This window comes from Streptococcus sp. D7B5, assembly GCF_029691405.1.
Taxonomy (GTDB): domain Bacteria; phylum Bacillota; class Bacilli; order Lactobacillales; family Streptococcaceae; genus Streptococcus.
Window position 1 is genome coordinate 211,767 of sequence record NZ_CP121467.1, and the last position, 18,305, is coordinate 230,071.

Genomic DNA, 18,305 nt, shown 5'->3' on the forward strand with positions numbered 1-18,305 from the left:
TCGTTTCATGATACAATAGAAGAAGTGATTTTAGAAAGCGTGAGAAAACATGATCTACTTTGATAATTCGGCGACAACCAAGCCTTATCCTGAAGCACTTGAAACTTACATGCAGGTCGCTTCAAAAATTGTAGGAAATCCATCCAGTCTCCATCGTTTGGGAGACCAGGCAACACGAATTTTAGATGCTTCCCGGCAGCAAATTGCAGATTTGATTGGCAAGAAGAGTGATGAAATCTTCTTTACTTCTGGAGGAACAGAAGGGGATAACTGGGTCATCAAAGGTGTGGCCTTTGAAAAAGCCCAGTTTGGCAAGCACATCATCGTATCAGCCATTGAACATCCAGCAGTCAAGGAATCAGCCCTCTGGCTGAAAGGTCAAGGTTTTGAGGTGGATTTTGCTCCAGTTGATAGCAGAGGGTTTGTGGATGTTGAGGCTCTAGGAGCTTTGATACGACCTGATACGACCCTCGTCTCCATTATGGCGGTAAACAACGAAATTGGGTCTATTCAACCTATTGAGGCCATCTCAAAACTGTTGGCAGACAAGCCAACTATTTCCTTCCACGTTGATGCAGTTCAGGCACTCGCTAAGATTCCGACTGAAAAATATCTGACAGATCGTGTAGATTTTGCGACCTTCTCAAGTCATAAATTTCATGGTGTCAGAGGTGTTGGATTTGTCTATATCAAGTCTGGTAAGAGGATCATGCCTCTTTTAACTGGTGGTGGTCAAGAGGGAGACTATCGTTCGACAACTGAAAATGTGGCAGGGATTGCTGCAACAGCCAAAGCTCTCCGTTTGGCTATGGAAAATCTAGACTTATTTACTGCTAAGACAAGCCAGATGAAGGCAGTCATTCGTCAAGCCCTTCTGGATTATCCAGATATTTTTGTCTTTTCAGATGAGGAAGACTTTGCCCCTCATATCCTGACTTTTGGGATTAAGGGTGTTCGTGGTGAAGTCATCGTTCACGCCTTTGAAGACTATGATATTTTCATTTCCACAACCTCTGCTTGTTCGTCCAAGGCAGGGAAACCTGCGGGGACCTTGATTGCCATGGGAGTGGACAAAGATAAGGCCCAGTCAGCTGTGCGTCTAAGCCTAGACTTGGAAAATGATATGAGTCAAGTCGAGCAGTTCTTGACCAAGCTAAAATTAATTTACAATCAAACTAGAAAAGTAAGATAGGAGCATTTATGCAGTATTCAGAAATTATGATTCGTTACGGAGAATTGTCAACCAAGCACAAAAATCGTATGCGTTTCATCAATAAACTTCGTAATAATATTTCAGACGTTTTGTCCATCTATCCCCAAGTTAAGGTAACCGCAGATCGCGACCGTGCCCACGCTTACCTCAATGGAGCTGATTACACAGCAGTAGCAGAATCACTCAAACAAGTCTTTGGAATTCAAAATTTTTCTCCTGTGTATAAGATTGAAAAGTCAGTGGAAGTTCTGAAGTCTGCTGTCCAAGAGATTATGAAGGAAATCTATAAGGAAGGGATGACCTTTAAAATCACTAGTAAGCGAAGCGACCACAACTTTGAATTGGATAGTCGTGAACTGAATCAAACTCTTGGTGGAGCTGTTTTCGAGGCCATTCCAAACGTGCAAGCTCAGATGAAAAATCCAGATATTAATCTTCAGGTTGAGATTCGAGAAGAGGCTGCCTATCTTTCCTATGAAACTTTTCGTGGAGCAGGAGGATTACCTGTGGGAAGTTCTGGTAAAGGTATGCTCATGTTGTCAGGAGGGATTGACTCACCTGTAGCAGGTTATCTAGCTCTTAAACGTGGGGTAGATATTGAGGCGGTTCACTTTGCCAGCCCGCCATATACTAGTCCTGGTGCCCTCAAGAAAGCACACGATTTGACTCGAAAATTGACCAAGTTTGGTGGCAATATCCAGTTTATCGAGGTGCCTTTTACAGAGATTCAAGAGGAAATCAAGGCTAAAGCGCCAGAAGCCTACCTCATGACCTTGACCCGTCGTTTTATGATGCGCATTACCGACCGTATTCGAGAGGTGAGAAATGGTTTAGTTATCATCAATGGGGAAAGTCTTGGTCAAGTAGCTAGCCAGACCTTGGAAAGCATGCAGACTATCAACGCTGTGACCAGCACTCCAGTCATTCGTCCCGTGGTTACGATGGACAAGTTGGAAATCATTGACATCGCGCAGGAAATCGATACTTTTGAAATTTCAATCCAGCCTTTTGAAGACTGCTGTACTATTTTTGCGCCTGACCGTCCTAAGACCAATCCTAAGATAGAGAATGCAGAGCAGTATGAAAAACGCATGGATGTTGAAGGCTTGGTTGAGCGAGCAGTGGCTGGTATCATGATTACTGAAATCACTCCCCAGGTTGAAAAAGATGAAGTCGATAACTTGATTGACAATCTCCTCTAATCAGAAAATCCAGAAGAATTCAGAAAAACAAATGAAAAAAGTTAGTTATTTATCCTTAAAATGGACAATTACTGACTTTTTTTCTATTTTTATGGTATAATGAGATAAAATTTTGAATATAGAGAGTTTTCTGACAATGAATCATTCCTACTTTTACTTAAAAATGAAAGAACACAAACTCAAGGTTCCTTATACTGGAAAAGAGCGTCGTGTGCGTGTGCTCCTGCCAAAGGATTATGAGAAAGACACAGACCGTTTTTACCCTGTTGTTTACTTTCATGATGGGCAAAATGTCTTTTACAGCAAGGAGTCCTATATCGGACACTCTTGGAAGATTATTCCAGCCATTAAGCGGAATCCTGACATCAGTCGCATGATTGTTGTTGCTATTGACAATGATGGTATGGGACGGATGAATGAGTATGCGGCTTGGAAGTTTCAAGAATCTCCTATCCCAGGCCAGCAGTTTGGTGGTAAGGGTGTGGAGTATGCCGAGTTTGTCATGGAAGTGGTCAAGCCTTTTATCGATGAAACCTATCGTACCAAAGCTGATCGCCAGCATACGGCTATGATTGGTTCGTCACTAGGAGGCAATATTACTCAGTTTATCGGACTAGAGTACCAAGACCGAATTGGTTGTCTAGGTGTCTTCTCATCTGCTAACTGGCTTCACCAAGAAGCCTTTAACCGCTATATCGAGCGCAAGAAATTGTCGCCTGAACAGCGCATTTTCATCTATGTTGGAACAGAAGAAGCGGATGATACGGACAAGACCCTGATGGCTGGCAATATCAAGCAAGCCTATATCGACTCGTCGCTTCGCTATTACCGTGATTTGATTGCAGGTGGAGTACACTTGGATAATCTTGTCTTGAAAGTTCAGTCTGGTGCTATCCATAGTGAGATTCCATGGTCGGAAAATTTACCAGACTGTCTCCGATTTTTTGCAGAGAAATGGTAAGTTAGGAAAGGAGAAAGCCAATGCATATTGAAAACCTCAGCCACTGGAGTGGCAATCTCAACCGTGAAATGTACCTCAACCGTTATGGACACGCTGGGATTCCAGTTGTTGTTTTTGCTTCATCTGGTGGTAGTCACAACGAATACTATGATTTTGGCATGATTAATGCCTGTGCTTCCTTTATCGAAGAAGGCCGTGTTCAGTTCTTTACGCTATCCAGTGTGGACAGTGAGAGCTGGTTGGCTACTTGGAAAAATGGTCATGACCAGGCGGAGATGCACCGCGCCTACGAACGCTATGTGATTGAGGAGGCCATTCCTTTTATCAAGCACAAGACAGGTTGGTTTGATGGCATGATGACGACAGGTTGCTCAATGGGAGCCTACCATGCACTCAATTTCTTTCTCCAGCATCCAGATGTCTTTACCAAGGTGATTGCCCTCAGTGGTGTTTACGACGCACGTTTCTTCGTTGGCGATTACTACAACGACGATGCAATTTACCAAAACTCACCAGTAGATTATATCTGGAATCAAAACGACGGATGGTTTATCGATCGTTACCGTCAGGCAGAAATCGTCGTTTGTACGGGCCTTGGTGCCTGGGAACAAGACGGTCTACCATCCTTCTACAAGCTCAAAGAAGCCTTTGACCAGAAACAAATTCCAGCCTGGTTTGCTGAATGGGGACACGATGTCGCCCACGACTGGGAATGGTGGCGTAAACAAATGCCCTATTTTCTTGGACACCTGTATCTATAAAAGGAGTTGCCTATGAATTACCTTGTTATTTCTCCCTACTATCCGCAAAACTTTCAACAGTTTACCATCGAGCTAGCTAATAAAGGCATCACAGTCTTGGGAATTGGTCAGGAGCCCTACGAACAACTTGATGAACCTTTGCGCAATAGCCTGACTGAGTATTTCCGTGTAGATAATCTTGAAAACATAGACGAAGTCAAACGTGCTGTTGCCTTTCTGTTCTACAAGCATGGACCAATCGATCGCATCGAGTCCCACAATGAATACTGGCTTGAGCTGGACGCAACACTTCGTGAGCAATTTAATGTCTTTGGTGCCAAACCAGAGGATCTCAAAAAGACCAAATATAAGTCTGAGATGAAGAAACTTTTCAAAAAAGCAGGTGTCCCTGTGGTACCTGGTGCTGTTATCCAGACGGAAGCAGATGTGGATAAAGCAGTGAACGAAATCGGTCTACCAATGATTGCCAAACCTGATAATGGAGTGGGAGCGGCAGCAACCTTTAAGCTTGAGACAGAAGACGATGTAAATCACTTTAAGGCTGAATGGGACCATTCAACCGTTTATTTCTTTGAAAAATTTGTCACTTCTAGCGAAATCTGCACCTTTGATGGGCTTGTGGACAAGGATGGCAACATCGTCTTTTCAACGACTTTCGACTACGCCCATACACCACTTGATCTGATGATTTATAAGATGGACAATTCCTACTATGTACTCAAGGATATGGATCCCAAACTGCGCAAGTATGGCGAGGCCATTGTCAAGGAATTTGGTATGAAAGAGCGCTTTTTCCATATCGAGTTTTTCCGTGACGGGGATGACTACATTGCCATTGAGTACAATAACCGTCCTGCAGGTGGCTTTACCATTGATGTTTATAACTTTGCCCACTCCTTGGATCTCTACCGAGGTTATGCAGCTATTGTCGCAGGAGAAGAGTTCCCAGCATCAGAATTTGAACCTCAATACTGTCTAGCTACTTCACGTCGTGCCAATGCAAATTATGTCTATTCAGAAGAAGACTTGCTTGCTAAGTACAGCCAGCAATTCAAGGTCAAAAAAATCATGCCAGCAGCCTTTGCAGAGCTACAAGGGGACTACCTTTATATGTTGACCACTCCGAGTCGCCAAGAGATGGAGCAGATGATTGCAGATTTTGGTCAACGTCAAGAATAACGATTAGGACAAAAGGAGTTTGACCCCTTTTGTCCTTTTCTTAAAGATAAGTTAAATAAAGCGTTTTCCATAGATTCTTTTAGAAAAGATATTGCTAAAAGGCCTAAAAATTGATAGAATAAGGATTGTCTAAAAAAATTTAAGGAGAATCTATCAAATGGATTTTACATGGGCTATTAAATATGCCACAGAATTCTTGGGAACTGCTATTTTGATCATTCTTGGTAATGGTGCAGTTGCTAACGTTGAACTTAAAGGTACGAAAGGTCACCAAAGTGGCTGGCTCGTTATCGCGGTTGGTTATGGTATGGGGGTTATGATCCCAGCCTTGATGTTTGGTAATGTATCTGGTAACCACATCAACCCAGCTTTCACTCTTGGACTTGCTGTTAGTGGACTTTTCTCTTGGGAGCAAGTACCATATTACATCCTAGCACAAGTTTTGGGAGCAATCTTTGGTCAAGCTTTGGTTGTAGCGACTCACCGTCCTTACTACTTGAAGACAGAAAATCCAAACAATATCTTGGGTACCTTCTCAACGATTTCAAGCATCGACCACGGTACAAAAGAATCACGTTTTGCAGCTACTGTTAACGGATTCCTCAATGAGTTTGTAGGTTCATTTGTTCTTTTCTTTGCAGCACTTGGTTTGACTAAAAACTTCTTTGGTGCAGAGGTTCTTCAATACATGAAACAAATGGCTACTCAAGCTGGACAAACTGTTGATTTAAGTGAATTGGCAGTGAAAGCTCAAGTAGCTCCACATACAGCTGCTGGGATCTCAGTTGCGCACTTGGCACTTGGTTTCCTAGTGATGGCCTTGGTAACTTCACTTGGTGGACCTACTGGACCTGGTTTGAACCCAGCTCGTGACTTCGGACCACGTCTTCTTCACGAACTCCTTCCAAAATCAGTCCTTGGTCAACACAAGGGTGATTCAAAATGGTGGTATGCATGGGTTCCGGTTGTAGCTCCAATTTTAGCGGGTATTGCAGCAGTAGCACTATTCAAACTACTTTACCTATAAGAAATGAAACTGGGGAATCCCAGTTTTTTTCTTGTAAAATTTCTAAATAAAATAGATATGGCTTGTAAAATATTCGAAAATCCTTTAAAATAAAAGAGTTGGAGGAATATATGAAGGTGAATGAGATTGTTCGGATCGTTCCGACTTTGAAAGTTAATAATCGAAAATTAAATGAAAAATTTTACATTGAAACCCTGGGGATGAAACCTTTGCTGGAAGAGTCTGCCTTTATTTCTCTAGGTGATCAGACAGCTACGGAGAGATTGATTTTAGAAGAGTCTCCAAGCATGCGAACACGCAAAGTTGAAGGACTTAAGAAGCTAGCTAGACTCTTGATAAAGGTTGAGAATCCTTCTGAAATTGAAGCTCTTCTTTCTCAGATGAAGTCTCTTCCTCGTCTATTTAAAGGAAACCGTGGGTATGCTTTTGAGATTGTTTCTCCTGAAGAGGATGTGATCCTTGTTCATGCAGAAGATGATATAAGAGATTTGGTTCCACTGGAAACTGTTCCTGAATTTTATTCAAATACAGGTATAAAATACATGAGCCAATTTGAGGTTTCTATGGAGTTGCGTTTGCCTGAGGAGACAGAGAGCTTACTTGATCCTGAAGGAGTAGCGCCAGTAATTACCTTTACGAAAGGGCAAGGACCAGATTTGGTTGTTGAAAACAATGTCACTTGGGACCTGACGATGTTAAAATTTTTAGTCAAGAATTTTGATTTAACCAGTCTTCGTCAGAAATTTGAAAAGACAGGCTACTTTGTCCCTAAGTCTGAAAAATTCTTCCTTGGTAAAGATACCAATAACATTGAATTGTGGTTTGAAGAAGCATGAAGTGGGAAAAAATTCTAAGAAAAATAGAAAATCAAATCGAGGCAGGGATTTATCCCGGGGCCTCTTTTGCGTATTATAAGGATGGTGAATGGAAAGAGTCTTATCTAGGATTGAGTGATCCAGAAAGAGACTTGAAGACAGAAAGTGGTTTGGTTTATGATCTAGCCAGTGTGAGTAAGGTAGTGGGAGTGGGGACGGTTTTTACCTTCTTGTGGCAGCAGGGCAAATTAGATATTGATCGACCGGTGACGGATTTTTTACCGGAGTGTGATTATCCTGATATCACTATACGGCAACTTTTGACCCATGCTACAGATTTAGACCCCTTTATTCCAAATCGGGACCTCTTGACTGCCCCTGAATTAAAAGAAGCCATGTTTCACCTCAATAGACGAAGTCAGCCAGCCTTCCTATACTCGGACGTTCACTTTTTACTTTTGGGCTTTCTTTTGGAAAAAATCTTTAATCAAGACTTGGATCAGATTATAGAAGAACAAGTTTTGGAAGCATGGGGGATGAAGGAGACCAAGTTCGGTCCCGTTGAGCAAGCTGTCCCAACAGTGAAAGGAGTGGAGGCCGGAAATATTCATGATCCCAAAGCCCGTCTATTAGGGAAACACGCAGGAAGTGCTGGTTTGTTTTCGACTGTTAAGGATCTGCAGATCTTTCTGGAACATTACTTGAAAGATGATTTTGCTGCAGAATTGAGCCGAAATTTTTCTCCCTTAGATGATAAGGAGCGGTCCCTAGCCTGGAATTTGGAAGGAGCCTGGCTCGACCATACGGGCTATACTGGTACCTTTATCATGTGGAATCGAGAGAAACAAGAAGCTACTATCTTTTTATCCAATCGAACGTATGAGAAGGATGAGCGTACCCAGTGGATAGTTGACCGAAACCAAGTGATGGAAATGATTCGTCAAGAGGAGTAGGGGGAAGCATGTCGAAAACCGTAAAAGGAACTCTGTATACAGTAGTGGCAGGGATTGCTTGGGGCTTGTCTGGAACCAGTGGCCAATACCTGATGGCACACGGGATTTCTGCTCTAGTCTTGATCAATCTGCGACTTATCATTGCAGACTTGGCGCTCGTAGTCTTATCCTATATGACTGCAAAGGATAAACTCTATGCTTTTTTAAAAGACAGAAAAAGCCTTTTATCTCTGCTGTTGTTTGCCTTGTTTGGACTTTTCTTAAACCAGTTTGCCTATCTTTCTGCCATTCAGGAAACCAATGCTGGAACGGCGACAGTTCTCCAGTATGTATGCCCCGTTGGGATCTTGATTTATACTTGTATCAAGGACAAGGTGGCGCCTACTCTGGCTGAGATTTTTTCGATTGGATTGGCTATAGGAGGAACGTTTCTTATCGCGACGCACGGTAAAGTTGACCAGTTGTCTGTCACACCCCTAGGTCTGTTCTGGGGCCTCTTTTCGGCCTTGACCTATGCCCTCTATATCATCCTTCCTATTGCTTTGATTAAGAAGTGGGGCAGTATTTTGGTGATTGGTGTCGGTATGGTTATTTCTGGTGTAGTGGCTATTCCCTTCACAGGAGTTTTGCAAGTCAGCATACCAACCAGCTTAGATTTTCTCTTTGCATTTGCTGGGATTATCATCATCGGAACGGTTTTTGCCTACACAGCTTTCCTAAAGGGAGCTAGTCTGATAGGCCCTGTTAAGTCTAGTTTATTAGCTTCCATAGAACCAATTTCTGCCGTTTTCTTTGCCTTTCTGATTATGAAGGAACAGTTTTATGCGATTGATTTTGTCGGTATGGCTATGATTTTATTAGCCGTGACCATTATTTCATTGAAAGATTTACTGCTGGAGATAAAGAGTAAGTAATAAAAAAATCCACTCAATCGAGTGGATTTTGTGTGTATAGATGATTAGTCTTTATTTTCGTGTGGCAAGATCAAGTTCAAGATGATTCCTGTCATGGCTGATAGAGCAGTACCTGAAAGTGTAACTGGGCCAAGTTTGAGGATAGCCCCACCAAGTCCAAGTACCAACATGGCACTTGCGATGATGAGGTTACGCATTTGGCTGAAGTCAACGCGTTCCTTAATCAAAACTTTCAAACCATTGCTGGCGATAACTCCGTAGAGAAGGATGGACATGCCACCAAGCACAGCATTTGGAATGGTTGAAATCAAGGCAGTGAATTTGCCTAGGAAGCTAAGAGCAATGGCGATGAAGGCCGCGTTACGGATAACAGAGACAGAAGCGATACGAGTCATCCCGATAACCCCTGTATTTTCTCCGTAAGTCGTATTAGCTGGTCCACCGAGGAAAGCAGATACAGATGTCGCAATACCGTCACCGAGAAGCGTACGGTGAAGTCCTGGTTCTTTCAGGAATTGACGGCCACAGATTTGGCTCAAAACAGTGTGGTCTCCGATGTGTTCTGAAATGGTTACAATAGCGATTGGCAAGACGGCGATTGTTTCAGGACCGAAGTACAAGTTGTACTCTTTAAAGGCTCCACCTGTACTAAATGGCAAGTAGAAACCAGGAATTTCAAACCAATTGGCTTGAAGGACTGGGGTAAAGTCAACCAAACCAAGCATCATAGCGAAGATGTACCCACCGATGATGGCAAAGAGGAAAGGAATGATACGAAGGAAACCTTTTCCTTTTGTATTGATAAAGGCGGCAATCAAGAACGTCACGACAGCTACAAGAGCGTTTTTCCAGTTTCCGTCTGCTACGAGTCCAGCATTCGTTACAGCAGAACCAGCAAGACCAAGACCGATAACGATGATCATAGGTCCGATAATGATTGGTGGCAAGAGTTTATCAATCCATTTCGTACCTGCAAAACGAACACTTGCTGCTACAAGGACATAGACCAAACCAGTCAAGATTACCCCCGTTTGAGCAGCAGATACATCGCCCCCCATTTCTTTCATGGCTAAAGACATAGCCGTGATAAAGGCGAATGAAGAACCTAGGTAAACTGGAACCTTAAAGCCAGTAGAAATCATGTAGATAAGTGTTCCAATACCGGATGCAAAGAGAGCAACCGATACGGGCATTCCCAAAATTAAGGGAACGAGAATGGTTGCGCCAAACATGGCAAATACGTGCTGGAAGCTTAGAAGAATACCTTTACCAGCAGAAGGACGTTGATCAACGTCTAGTAACAAGTCAACAGTTGATTCCTGTTTCATAAAAACCTCACTTTTGGGCACCCAAAAAGAGCCCATTATTTTGCAGCAATAGGCCCTCAGAGTAAGACTTTTTAAAAAATAGCTATCTTTTAAAAATTTATATAAATCTGCGCCTTCGTCACCTCACAGGATGACATTAAAAACCTTTGCTTAGGATAGTATAGCAGAAAAAATTCGTTTTGTAAACGAATTTTTCCCGAGCCCAGAAATGTGAGAGTGAGGTTCGTTTTGTAAACGAATTTTTCCCGATCCCGGAAATGCGAGAGCGAGGTCCGTTTTGTAAACGAATTTTTCCCGAGCCTAGAAATGTGAGAGCGAAGTTGATTTTGTAAATGGTTTTCTGAATTTTAAACAAGGGGGCACCATTGTTTAAAGTGGGCGTTTGTTGGGCATGCCAGCCTTTCTTGGATACTTGTTAGGTGTTTCCTTTTTCTTTTCGACCACAGTGATGTAGCGCGGATCTCCATTTGGTAGGGCGTAGCTGAGGTTGTCCTCTACCTTACTGAAGAGGAGGTTGAGAGCGTTCTTGGCTTCTAGCAATTCCTCAGGAGCATTGCTGGCCTTGAGTGCCAATAGTTTGCCACCGACTTTAAGATAGGGAATGGTCAGCTCAGACAAAACCTGCATACGGGCAACCGCACGAGCCGTCACCACATCAAACTGGGCACGGAAGTTCTTGTCTTGGGCAAAGTCTTCTGCCCGTCCATGGTAGAAGTGAACACCATCCAAATCCAACTCCTGAGCCAAAAGCTGAAGGAAGTTAATGCGCTTATTGAGCGAATCAATGATGGTCACCTCCAACTGAGGATAGAGAATTTTCATGGGTAGACTAGGAAATCCTGCCCCCGCTCCGATATCAAGAAGTTTGATAGTTTCATTTGAAATCAAGCCTTGCAGAATAGGTGCAATCGAATCATAAAAATGTTTGAGATAAACTTCTTCTTTATCTGTAATAGCGGTCAGGTTAATCTTTTCATTCCACTCGACCAAGAGTTCAAAATATCGTTCAAATTGGTTCTTTTGCTGGTCCGAAAGTGGAAGATTTTGCTCAGCTAGTAGGCTGTAAAATGTTTCTGGTTTCATAGTAGTTTCCTTCTCTAGTATCATCTTATTTTACCATATTCGTTAAAATTTTGATATACTGGTAGTAATCTAAAAGCAGAAAGGAATAAGATTATGACTTGGATTATTCTTGGAGTTTTGGCTCTGATTGTTATTTTTGTGATTGTTAGCTATAACGGTTTGGTTAAAAATCGTATGCAAACCAAGGAGGCTTGGAGCCAGATCGATGTTCAGTTGAAGCGTCGTAATGATCTCCTCCCAAACTTGATTGAAACAGTCAAAGGCTATGCGAAATATGAAGGTTCTACTTTGGAAAAAGTAACAGAACTTCGTAGACAAGTAGCCGCAGCAACTTCACCGGCAGAAGCTATGAAGGCCAGTGATGCCCTTACCCGCCAGATTTCTGGTATCTTTGCAGTAGCAGAGAATTACCCAGACTTGAAAGCTAGTGCTAATTTTATCAAATTGCAAGAAGAGTTGACCAATACAGAAAATAAAATTTCATATTCACGCCAACTCTACAACAGTGTTGTCAGCAACTACAATGTAAAACTTGAAAGCTTCCCAAGTAACATCATCGCAGGGCTATTTGGCTTTAAAGCTGCAGACTTCCTTCAAACACCTGAAGAGGAAAAGGCAGTTCCTAAAGTTGACTTTAGCGGTTTAGGTGACTAAGATGTTGTTTGATCAAATTGCGAGCAATAAACGAAAAACTTGGATTTTGTTGCTGGTTTTCTTCCTACTCTTGGCCTTGGTTGGTTATGCGGTTGGCTATCTCTTTATGCGTTCAGGTCTTGGGGGCATGATTATTGCCTTGATTATTGGTCTTATCTACGCTCTGACCATGATCTTTCAATCGACAGAGATTGTCATGTCTATGAATGGGGCGCGTGAGGTTGATGAGCAAACAGCCCCAGACCTCTACCATGTAGTAGAAGATATGGCCATGGTTGCTCAGATTCCTATGCCGCGTGTTTTCATTATTGAGGATTCTTCTTTAAATGCCTTTGCGACAGGTTCGAATCCGCAGAATGCAGCTGTCGCAGCCACTTCGGGCCTTCTGGCTATCATGAATCGTGAGGAGCTAGAAGCTGTTATGGGGCATGAAGTCAGTCACATTCGGAACTACGATATCCGCATTTCGACCATTGCTGTCGCCCTTGCCAGTGCCATTACCCTTCTGTCTAGTATGGCAGGACGGATGATGTGGTGGGGTGGCGCAGGTCGCAGACGAAGTGATAATGATCGCGATGGAAATGGTTTGGAGATTATCATGCTTGTTATCTCTCTCTTAGCCATTGTTCTAGCACCTCTCGCAGCAACCTTGGTGCAATTAGCCATTTCCCGTCAGAGGGAATTTCTAGCGGATGCATCTAGTGTGGAGCTGACTCGCAATCCTCAAGGAATGATCAATGCCTTGCGTAAGTTGGAAAATAGCGAGCCGATGCATCACCATGTTGACGATGCCAGTAGCGCTCTTTATATCAATGATCCCAAGAAAGGTGGGGGGCTACAAAAACTCTTTTATACCCACCCACCTATCTCAGAACGAATCGAACGCTTGAAACAAATGTAAAAAAATCCAGAGGTCGTCTCTGGATTTTTGCTATGTTCAAAAATTATAAATCTTGTAAAGCGACGACTTCCAAACCATTTTCTGTCAAACGATAGATACTCGTACAGACCTCTTTTAAGAAGCGTCTGTCATGCGAAACAGTGATCAGACCGCCGGGATAGGAGGCAAAGAGTTTTCTGATTTCGGGTTGAGAAGTGGGAGAAAAATTACGTGTAGGCTCATCCAGAAGGAGAAAGTTTGGTTTGCGCAACACTAAATCCAAAAGTAGGAGTTTGCCTTGTTGACCACCAGATAAGGAGCGGATTTGGTGCTGCATCTCTAGGTAGCTGAAATTGAGACTGGCTAGGTGAGATTGGATTTTCTGTAGTTCCTCTTTTTGTCCAGTTTGGCTGAGATAGGTTACTGGAGATAGATCCAATTGTAGTTTTTTATGGTAATCTTGTGGCATAAAACCAAGTGAAATCTCTCTTTTGGCGCTGAGCAGTTGTTGCAACTTGGCTAACAGAGTTGATTTTCCAGCACCATTTGGCCCGATGATACCGATTTTATCTTGGCCACGGACCGTTAGTTGTAACTCCTGAGATAAAATGCGCTCGCCAATGGACAACTTTTCCTTTTCCAGCTGGATTAATACTTTAGAAGCTGCTAATGGTTGTATATCTGAGAAGAATAGTTGAATTTGTTCTTCTTCAAGTGGTTTTTGAGTCATAGACTGAGCTACCTTTTCAAAGCGTTTTTCTTGAGAGAGAACATTTTTCATCTTTTTAGCCAGTAAGCGCCCAGCAACATCGTTTTTAGTGTTACGCAAGGCAGTTTCTACATTTTGCTTGACGCGGCGATGCTTTTCCATGGTTTTGTCATAAGCTCTCTGGTCGTTAGCAGCTTGCTGACTTTGTTTGGCAAAACTAACCTTTCTCTGGTCACTATAGCTATCGTAGTCTAAATGCTCTACTAGTGTTTCCGCTTCTTTCCGGTGCTTGACCAGTCGTAAGTGGATAATAGTATCTGCCGTCTGAGAAAGAAAGTCTTCATCATGGGAAATGAAAATAACAGTTTGCCTCATCTTTTGAATCTGACTTTTTAGCCAATCAACCGTCTCAAGATCCAGGTCATTTGAAGGTTCATCTAAAAATAGAATCTCAAAGGGTTTTGCCAACTCATGGATGAGCTGAATTTTCAAAGCTTCGCCCCCTGAGAGACTCCCAATTTCTTGGTCGCTAGCAAAACGGTCGCTATCAAAATGCAGCTCCTCAGCCAAACGATAGAGGATACCGTAGTCTAAATCAGTGGGATCTAAAAAGAAGTAGTCATGTAGAGTCCTATTTTTTAGAATCTCGGGGAGTTTTTGAGGAATGTAGGCCAGTGATTGAAGGTCAGACTGGATGTCGCCCTTGATAGTAAAATCAGGTAAAGCTTCCCCCATTAAAGCTCGTAGTAAAGTCGATTTACCATTTCCTTCTTCACCAATAATAGCAACCTTTTCTCCGTCTTGGATAGTCATGGTTAGGTCAGATACAAGATCTCGTAGATCTTTGTTTTGTGTGATGGTCAGATGATTGATTTTTATCATATTGTCGCCCTTTCTAGAATATCTATAGTGCATAACAAAAAGCTCTACTTTATCTAGTAGAGCCCAAAGTCACTGTCAAAACTCTATTATCCTCGTTGAAAAACTCGTCAAACTAGCTTGGAGTTGCCTAACCCAACCCAAGAGGAGCATAGCTTTCTAGTTTTTCGATTTTCAATGAGGACAAGATACTAGAAAATCTAGTATAAAAAGAGCACACAAAAAGAGACAAAAACAAGATCTACTAAATAAAGATTCTTTATTTGATAGATTAGTTGTTCATGTCTCCCTTACCTCCGAGTATTAGTACCTCTATCCTATACCTTTCAGGAAATTTTGTCAATAGAAAACAAGTGATTTCAAGATCTAAAATCCAAAAACAGGTCCATAGAGAGTCAATACGTGTTTGACATGTTCGTAGTGGAACTTGTCATAGTTGCGCCAAGCAGCACGAGCTTGATCATTTAGTTTTAGGCTCCCTAGTCCAATCAGAAGACTGGTGCGTTGGTAAAATTTCTCAAGGTCGATTAAGATACTGTTGTCCAGCATTTCTGCTTTTTTTAGTTCCTTAAGCGTGGTGTTCAGCAGCTCTTGCAGTCGAAGATCATCAGCTGTTCCTTGTTTGCAGCTTTGGAAGCTTTTATTTAACTCGGAAAGGAGTTGGTAAGCTTCAGTGATGAGTGCTTTGTCTTCCATATGAGCATCCTCCTTGCTCTGATGTATTCTTGCCTATAGTATAGCACTAATAGGAAAGTTTGTCATAGTAAATATGTTAAAAAATGAGATTTTAATATCAAAGTTTGGGAGGCTGACTTATAGCCTTTTCATGGTATAATCAAGTGAGTACATCTTTATGGAGGAAATATGAAGTTAAATATTCAAGAAATTCGTAAGCAGCCTGAAGGTCTACACTTTGAACAAGCTTTAGACCTGGCAGCAGACTTGCGTAAACGGAATCAAGAGATTTTAGATGTCAAAGATATCCTTGCGGTAGGGAAGGTCCAATACGAAGACCGCATGTATTTCTTAGATTATCAACTATCTTACACCATTGTTCTTGCTTCCAGCCGCAGTATGGAGCCAGTTGAGTTGGCTGAGTCTTATCCAGTCACAGAGGTCTTCATGGAAGGAGCGACCAACCAACTGGATCAGGAAGTTCTAGATGATGACTTGGTCTTGTCTATCGAAAATGGGGAAATCAACCTTGCAGAGAGCGTAGCAGATAATATTCTGCTCAATATCCCTATCAAAGTCTTGACGGCAGAAGAAGAGGCAGGTCAAGGTTTTGTGTCAGGAAATGACTGGCAAATCATGAGTGAAGATGAATACCAAGCCCAACAAGCAGTCAAGAAAGAAGAAAATAGTCCATTTGCTGGCTTGCAAGGACTGTTTGATGGAGACGAGTAGATGGTTTTATCCAAGAAACGTGCCCGTCATGTCATAGAGGAAATTATTGCCCTTTTTCCAGATGCTAAGCCTAGTCTTGATTTTACCAATCATTTTGAACTCTTGGTTGCGGTGATGTTGTCAGCTCAGACGACAGATGCAGCGGTAAATAAGGCCACACCAGGTCTCTTCGCTGCCTTTCCGACACCACAAGCCATGTCTGTCGCGACTGAAAGTGAAATTGCTTCACACATTTCTCGTCTGGGACTGTATCGAAATAAGGCTAAATTCCTTAAAAAATGTGCCCAACAGTTACTAGACGATTTTGATGGTCAAGTGCCTCAGACACGAGAGGAATTAGAAAGTCTAGCGGGTGTTGGTCGTAAAACAGCAAATGTCGTCATGAGTGTGGGGTTTGGGATTCCTGCTTTTGCAGTGGATACTCATGTGGAGCGTATCTGTAAGCATCACGATATCGTAAAAAAATCGGCTACGCCACTTGAAGTAGAGAAACGTGTTATGGATGTCTTGCCACCAGAAGAATGGTTAGCAGCCCACCAGGCTATGATTTACTTTGGACGAGCTATCTGCCATCCCAAAAATCCAGAATGTGACCACTATCCCCAACTGTATGATTTTAGTAATGTTTAAGGGGACTCTGAAAAAGTTTTTGCTTGATTTTAAGGGTGCTTTGTGCTATAGTAAATGATAACTAAATAGTCCTTTAAACCTGTCCCGTGAGGCAGGCAAGGAGCGCGATAAAGTAGAAGGGTGAAGTCTATACTGTATACAGTAGGGCTCGCTTGGCTATACATTTCAAGTCTCCTTGTAGAAGGAGACTTTTCTTTTTGGAGGTTTGTCATGAAGACAAAAGAAGTTGTAGACGAATTGACTGTCAAACGAGCGATTACGCGAATTACTTATGAGATTATCGAGCGCAATAAAGATTTGAATAAAATTATCTTAGCTGGGATAAAAACGCGTGGTGTTTTCATCGCTCATCGTATCAAAGAACGCTTGGAGCAGTTGGAAAATATCACTGTTCCTGTTGTGGAATTGGACACCAAACCTTTCCGTGATGATGTTAAAAGCGGAGAAGATACTTCTTTGATTTCCGTTGATGTGACAGACCGTGAAGTTATCTTGGTGGATGATGTACTCTATACAGGCCGTACCATCCGTGCTGCTATTGATAACATTGTCGGCCATGGTCGTCCTGCGCGCGTGAGTCTTGCGGTGCTAGTTGACCGTGGACATAGAGAATTGCCTATCCGTCCAGATTACGTTGGGAAAAATATCCCAACCAGTCGTTCTGAAGAAATCATCGTAGAGATGACAGAACTTGATGGCCAAGACAGAGTTCTGATTACTGAAGAAGCTTAGAAAGCTGAAGGAGTAGCCATGTCAGAAAACCAACAAGCATTGAACCATGTGGTTTCCATGGAAGACCTTACAGTTGATCAAGTGATGAAATTGATCAAACGAGGAATCGAGTTTAAAAATGGAGCCCAACTTCCCTACGAGAACAAACCTATCGTATCTAATCTCTTCTTTGAAGATTCTACACGGACACATAAGTCCTTTGAAGTGGCAGAGATTAAGTTAGGATTGGAGCGACTAGACTTTGATGTGAAGACTAGTTCGGTCAATAAGGGTGAGACACTTTATGATACCATCTTGACCCTATCTGCTTTAGGAGTGGATGTCTGTGTGATTCGCCACCCAGAGGTCGACTATTATAGAGAGTTGATTGCCAGTCCAACCATTACGACTTCCATTATCAATGGTGGAGATGGTTCAGGACAACATCCAAGTCAGAGCCTGCTTGATTTGATGACAATATATGAAGAATTTGGACATTTTGAGGGGCTTAAGGTCGCTATCGCTGGGGATCTGGACCACTCACGTGTAGCCAAATCAAATATGCAAATTTTGAAACGTTTAGGCGCAGAGCTTTACTTTGCAGGTCCTGAGGAATGGAGAAGTCAGGAATTCGCAGACTATGGCCAGTTTGTAAGTATTGACGAGATCATCGATCAGGTGGATGTCATGATGTTCCTTCGCGTCCAGCATGAACGTCATGAAAGTGGAGTAGTCTTTTCAAAAGAAGGCTACCATGCGCAACATGGTTTGACGCAAGAGCGTTATGATCGCTTGAAAGAAAAAGCCATTCTCATGCACCCTGCCCCAGTCAACCGTGATGTCGAAATCGCAGACCATTTAGTTGAAGCGCCAAAATCACGCATTGTCCAACAAATGACCAATGGTGTATTTGTCAGAATGGCAATCTTAGAGTCTGTTCTGGCATACAGAAAAGCAAAATAAACACAAGACGTTAAAAGACGCCAGAGAGCGTCCACG

At 42.5% G+C, this 18,305-nt stretch carries 19 protein-coding genes; 15 read left to right on the forward strand and 4 right to left on the reverse strand.

Features of this window, described 5'->3' with window-relative positions; genetic code table 11:
- Positions 1-49: 49 nt before the first annotated feature.
- The 9 genes from P8P68_RS00985 (at position 50) to P8P68_RS01025 (ending at position 9,025) form a co-directional block, all read left to right on the forward strand.
- Positions 50-1,192 (forward strand): cysteine desulfurase family protein, encoded by a 1,143-nt coding sequence (locus tag P8P68_RS00985; protein ID WP_278276005.1) that lies wholly within the window; start codon positions 50-52, stop codon positions 1,190-1,192.
- Between the two features lie 8 nt (positions 1,193-1,200).
- A complete protein-coding gene (gene thiI / locus P8P68_RS00990; RefSeq protein WP_049490776.1) occupies positions 1,201-2,415 on the forward strand; it encodes a tRNA uracil 4-sulfurtransferase ThiI in 1,215 nt (404 codons plus the stop codon).
- 136 nt (positions 2,416-2,551) lie between these two features.
- Positions 2,552-3,376, forward strand: a complete 825-nt coding sequence (locus tag P8P68_RS00995; protein WP_001016817.1) for an alpha/beta hydrolase — start codon at positions 2,552-2,554, stop codon at positions 3,374-3,376.
- Positions 3,377-3,396: 20 nt separating this feature from the next.
- Positions 3,397-4,137, forward strand: a complete 741-nt coding sequence (locus tag P8P68_RS01000) for an esterase family protein (protein WP_084937065.1) — start codon at positions 3,397-3,399, stop codon at positions 4,135-4,137.
- A 12-nt stretch (positions 4,138-4,149) separates the two neighbouring features.
- Complete coding sequence (locus P8P68_RS01005) at positions 4,150-5,316, forward strand: ATP-grasp domain-containing protein (protein WP_278276006.1); 1,167 nt, start codon at positions 4,150-4,152, stop codon at positions 5,314-5,316.
- 157 nt (positions 5,317-5,473) lie between these two features.
- Positions 5,474-6,343 carry an aquaglyceroporin Gla gene (gla, locus tag P8P68_RS01010; RefSeq protein WP_049490782.1) on the forward strand — a complete coding sequence of 290 codons (870 nt, stop codon included), beginning with the start codon at positions 5,474-5,476 and terminating at the stop codon, positions 6,341-6,343.
- Positions 6,344-6,453: 110 nt separating this feature from the next.
- The gene (locus tag P8P68_RS01015; RefSeq protein WP_049490784.1) at positions 6,454-7,179 is read left to right on the forward strand and encodes a CppA N-terminal domain-containing protein; all 726 of its coding nucleotides are present in this window, start codon (positions 6,454-6,456) and stop codon (positions 7,177-7,179) included.
- On the forward strand, positions 7,176-8,111 hold the full coding sequence (locus P8P68_RS01020) for a serine hydrolase domain-containing protein (RefSeq protein ID WP_000870771.1): 936 nt from the start codon (positions 7,176-7,178) through the stop codon (positions 8,109-8,111). The genes P8P68_RS01015 and P8P68_RS01020 overlap by 4 nt, the downstream gene beginning before the upstream one ends.
- Positions 8,112-8,119: 8 nt before the next feature.
- Positions 8,120-9,025 (forward strand): DMT family transporter, encoded by a 906-nt coding sequence (locus P8P68_RS01025; RefSeq protein ID WP_278276007.1) that lies wholly within the window; start codon positions 8,120-8,122, stop codon positions 9,023-9,025.
- 44 nt (positions 9,026-9,069) lie between these two features.
- Here the strand turns inward: P8P68_RS01025 and P8P68_RS01030 are convergent, their stop codons facing one another.
- Positions 9,070-10,353 (reverse strand): solute carrier family 23 protein, encoded by a 1,284-nt coding sequence (locus P8P68_RS01030; protein WP_185761869.1) that lies wholly within the window; start codon positions 10,351-10,353, stop codon positions 9,070-9,072.
- 369 nt (positions 10,354-10,722) lie between these two features.
- Positions 10,723-11,436, reverse strand: coding sequence for a 16S rRNA (guanine(527)-N(7))-methyltransferase RsmG (rsmG, locus tag P8P68_RS01035; RefSeq protein ID WP_049501338.1), 714 nt, complete (start codon positions 11,434-11,436; stop codon positions 10,723-10,725).
- Positions 11,437-11,529: 93 nt separating this feature from the next.
- Here rsmG and P8P68_RS01040 point away from each other — a divergent pair, with 93 nt between their 5' ends.
- Positions 11,530-12,090, forward strand: a complete 561-nt coding sequence (locus P8P68_RS01040; protein WP_000219838.1) for a LemA family protein — start codon at positions 11,530-11,532, stop codon at positions 12,088-12,090.
- Between the two features lies 1 nt (position 12,091).
- Positions 12,092-12,991, forward strand: a complete 900-nt coding sequence (gene htpX, locus P8P68_RS01045) for a zinc metalloprotease HtpX (protein ID WP_049501339.1) — start codon at positions 12,092-12,094, stop codon at positions 12,989-12,991.
- Positions 12,992-13,034: 43 nt separating this feature from the next.
- On the opposite strand, the gene P8P68_RS01050 is transcribed toward htpX, so the two are convergent.
- Together P8P68_RS01050 and P8P68_RS01055 are read right to left on the reverse strand one after the other, a co-directional pair.
- Positions 13,035-14,594 (reverse strand): ATP-binding cassette domain-containing protein, encoded by a 1,560-nt coding sequence (locus P8P68_RS01050; RefSeq protein ID WP_278276008.1) that lies wholly within the window; start codon positions 14,592-14,594, stop codon positions 13,035-13,037.
- 330 nt (positions 14,595-14,924) lie between these two features.
- The gene (locus tag P8P68_RS01055; RefSeq protein ID WP_000389546.1) at positions 14,925-15,254 is read right to left on the reverse strand and encodes a hypothetical protein; all 330 of its coding nucleotides are present in this window, start codon (positions 15,252-15,254) and stop codon (positions 14,925-14,927) included.
- A 168-nt stretch (positions 15,255-15,422) separates the two neighbouring features.
- On the opposite strand from P8P68_RS01055, the gene P8P68_RS01060 reads away from it, so the two are divergent.
- The 4 genes from P8P68_RS01060 to P8P68_RS01075 all read left to right on the forward strand — a co-directional run bounded on the left by P8P68_RS01060 (position 15,423) and on the right by P8P68_RS01075 (position 18,269).
- Positions 15,423-15,965, forward strand: coding sequence for a DUF177 domain-containing protein (locus P8P68_RS01060; RefSeq protein WP_070838188.1), 543 nt, complete (start codon positions 15,423-15,425; stop codon positions 15,963-15,965).
- The gene (nth, locus tag P8P68_RS01065) at positions 15,966-16,595 is read left to right on the forward strand and encodes an endonuclease III (protein ID WP_000244437.1); all 630 of its coding nucleotides are present in this window, start codon (positions 15,966-15,968) and stop codon (positions 16,593-16,595) included. It begins immediately after the preceding gene.
- Between the two features lie 210 nt (positions 16,596-16,805).
- Positions 16,806-17,327 carry a bifunctional pyr operon transcriptional regulator/uracil phosphoribosyltransferase PyrR gene (pyrR, locus tag P8P68_RS01070; protein WP_000850018.1) on the forward strand — a complete coding sequence of 174 codons (522 nt, stop codon included), beginning with the start codon at positions 16,806-16,808 and terminating at the stop codon, positions 17,325-17,327.
- Between the two features lie 18 nt (positions 17,328-17,345).
- On the forward strand, positions 17,346-18,269 hold the full coding sequence (locus tag P8P68_RS01075) for an aspartate carbamoyltransferase catalytic subunit (RefSeq protein WP_070838190.1): 924 nt from the start codon (positions 17,346-17,348) through the stop codon (positions 18,267-18,269).
- Positions 18,270-18,305: the final 36 nt, after the last annotated feature.

Coding starts and splice junctions, on each gene's coding strand:
- P8P68_RS01000 (WP_084937065.1), top strand. CDS start 3,397: ATGCATATTGAAAACCTCAGCCACTGGAGTGGCAATCTCAACCGTGAA.
- htpX (WP_049501339.1), top strand. CDS start 12,092: ATGTTGTTTGATCAAATTGCGAGCAATAAACGAAAAACTTGGATTTTG.
- P8P68_RS01055 (WP_000389546.1), bottom strand. CDS start 15,254: ATGGAAGACAAAGCACTCATCACTGAAGCTTACCAACTCCTTTCCGAG.
- thiI (WP_049490776.1), top strand. CDS start 1,201: ATGCAGTATTCAGAAATTATGATTCGTTACGGAGAATTGTCAACCAAG.
- P8P68_RS01015 (WP_049490784.1), top strand. CDS start 6,454: ATGAAGGTGAATGAGATTGTTCGGATCGTTCCGACTTTGAAAGTTAAT.
- pyrR (WP_000850018.1), top strand. CDS start 16,806: ATGAAGACAAAAGAAGTTGTAGACGAATTGACTGTCAAACGAGCGATT.
- nth (WP_000244437.1), top strand. CDS start 15,966: ATGGTTTTATCCAAGAAACGTGCCCGTCATGTCATAGAGGAAATTATT.
- P8P68_RS01040 (WP_000219838.1), top strand. CDS start 11,530: ATGACTTGGATTATTCTTGGAGTTTTGGCTCTGATTGTTATTTTTGTG.
- P8P68_RS01060 (WP_070838188.1), top strand. CDS start 15,423: ATGAAGTTAAATATTCAAGAAATTCGTAAGCAGCCTGAAGGTCTACAC.
- P8P68_RS01030 (WP_185761869.1), bottom strand. CDS start 10,353: ATGAAACAGGAATCAACTGTTGACTTGTTACTAGACGTTGATCAACGT.
- P8P68_RS00985 (WP_278276005.1), top strand. CDS start 50: ATGATCTACTTTGATAATTCGGCGACAACCAAGCCTTATCCTGAAGCA.
- P8P68_RS00995 (WP_001016817.1), top strand. CDS start 2,552: ATGAATCATTCCTACTTTTACTTAAAAATGAAAGAACACAAACTCAAG.
- P8P68_RS01050 (WP_278276008.1), bottom strand. CDS start 14,594: ATGCACTATAGATATTCTAGAAAGGGCGACAATATGATAAAAATCAAT.
- P8P68_RS01025 (WP_278276007.1), top strand. CDS start 8,120: ATGTCGAAAACCGTAAAAGGAACTCTGTATACAGTAGTGGCAGGGATT.
- rsmG (WP_049501338.1), bottom strand. CDS start 11,436: ATGAAACCAGAAACATTTTACAGCCTACTAGCTGAGCAAAATCTTCCA.
- gla (WP_049490782.1), top strand. CDS start 5,474: ATGGATTTTACATGGGCTATTAAATATGCCACAGAATTCTTGGGAACT.
- P8P68_RS01020 (WP_000870771.1), top strand. CDS start 7,176: ATGAAGTGGGAAAAAATTCTAAGAAAAATAGAAAATCAAATCGAGGCA.
- P8P68_RS01075 (WP_070838190.1), top strand. CDS start 17,346: ATGTCAGAAAACCAACAAGCATTGAACCATGTGGTTTCCATGGAAGAC.
- P8P68_RS01005 (WP_278276006.1), top strand. CDS start 4,150: ATGAATTACCTTGTTATTTCTCCCTACTATCCGCAAAACTTTCAACAG.